Below are 1,503 nucleotides of genomic sequence, written 5' to 3' on the forward strand. Positions count from 1 at the left end.
GATGAAGGGATAGGGATCGAAGGCGTTCCGCGACAAGAGCCAGACATTGCCAAAGGTCCACAGCACCAGAAAGGCGATGAAGCCCAGAATGAAGGACCATGAGCCGCCGATACGGGCGATCGTGTCGGCAACGCGATCGCCATAGCTCTGATGAAAGGCGACTGCCTTGTTGGTGTCCCTGGTGATGGTGGTGCGTTCCAGCGTCGACTTCAGCACGCGGCTCTCGAGAGGAGAGAGACCGTCCGGCTTTCGCTTCAGCCAGCGGTTCGACAGATCCTCGACCGTCTTGTTCATCGTCCTCTCCGTCGTCAGGCCCGGGTTCCAAGAATCCGGATGGAAACCGCTGCGCACTTTTTCCTGAGATTGCTTACTTAGCTCACTCAATTCCGGACGGAAAACCGCTTCGCACTTTTCCTGGAATTGCGTATAGAGGTAGAGGCTACCGAGCCTGACGGGAAGTGATAGATTGGTCGGCACAGGCGAGGGCGGAAATGGCCGATTTCCAGCGAATTCGTGCCCGGGCGGCAAAACGCAAGGGCGGTGAAGAGGCGCTGGCGTCGCTGCTCGGACCTATGCCCGACAACGCTGCCGTGGCGAAAGTTCATGATGACCGCATCCTCTCCACGATGGCCGAGCGCATCTTTGCCGCCGGTTTCGTCTGGCGTGTGATCGAGCAGAAATGGCCTGGTTTCGAGGAGGCGTTCCTTGGCTTCGAGCCGAAGCGGCTCCTGTTCCAGCCGGACGACTTCTGGCACGAGCTGGCGTCCGACAAGCGCATCGTGCGCAACCCGCAAAAGATCAAATCCGTGCGCGACAACGCGGCTTTCGTCGACCGCGTCTCGAAGGAACATGGCGGCTTCGGCAAGTTCCTGGCCGACTGGCCGGCCGACGACCAGGTCGGGCTGACCGCCTATCTCGGCAAGCATGGCAGCCGGCTCGGCGGCAACACCGGCCAGTATTTTCTGCGCTGGCTGGAGTGGGACACCTTCATTGTTTCCGCCGACATGGCGGCGGCGCTGCGCGACGCCGGTCTCGACATCGCCGAAAGCCCGACTTCGAAGCGGGATCTCGACAAGATCCAGGCGCAGATCAACCGATGGTCCGCCGCGACCGGGCTGCCGCGCCGGCACATCTCGCGCATTCTGGCGATGTCGATCGGCGAGAACCATTCGCCGGAGACGCTGCGCGAATACATGGGCGAGCAGGCCTGATCGCCTCCGGCTGAGGCGGGACATGACCGGCATTCGCCGGCCAGTCCTGGGTGGCACAAGCAATCGCCATTGCCCGGCGATTGCCGCCACGCTAAATCCAATTCATGACCCAGACCGCTCCCGACCTACTGCGCATTGCCGTCGCCCAGCTCAACCCGACCGTCGGCGATGTCGCCGGCAATCTCGCCAAGGCGCGCGAGGCAAGGGCGGATGCGACCCGCCAGGGCGCCGATCTGGTGCTCTACACGGAGCTCTTCCTCGCCGGCTATCCGCCGGAAGACCTGGTGCTGAA

Annotated in this window: 3 protein-coding genes; 2 read left to right on the forward strand and 1 reads right to left on the reverse strand. The window is 62.5% G+C overall.

All coding sequences use genetic code 11. The annotated features are described in order from the left end of the window. Positions 1-294: DUF1003 domain-containing protein (locus EOA60_RS32480; protein ID WP_128312591.1), on the reverse strand; the 294-nt coding region annotated here is incomplete at its 3' end. 197 nt (positions 295-491) lie between these two features. Between EOA60_RS32480 and EOA60_RS32485 the strand changes: the two genes are divergently transcribed. Both EOA60_RS32485 and EOA60_RS32490 read left to right on the forward strand, forming a co-directional pair. After that, positions 492-1,211 (forward strand): DNA-3-methyladenine glycosylase I, encoded by a 720-nt coding sequence (locus EOA60_RS32485; RefSeq protein ID WP_067328175.1) that lies wholly within the window; start codon positions 492-494, stop codon positions 1,209-1,211. A gap of 104 nt (positions 1,212-1,315) precedes the next feature. Beyond that, the coding region (locus tag EOA60_RS32490; RefSeq protein WP_281060800.1) for a nitrilase-related carbon-nitrogen hydrolase at positions 1,316-1,503 on the forward strand (188 nt) is incomplete at its 3' end.

Origin of the sequence: Mesorhizobium sp. M1A.F.Ca.IN.020.06.1.1, from assembly GCF_004023265.1 — a bacterium.
In the GTDB taxonomy this organism is placed as follows: domain Bacteria; phylum Pseudomonadota; class Alphaproteobacteria; order Rhizobiales; family Rhizobiaceae; genus Mesorhizobium.

Excerpts from the sequence above, each read along its gene's own strand:
- EOA60_RS32485 (WP_067328175.1), top strand. The coding sequence starts at position 492 with ATGGCCGATTTCCAGCGAATTCGTGCCCGGGCGGCAAAACGCAAGGGC.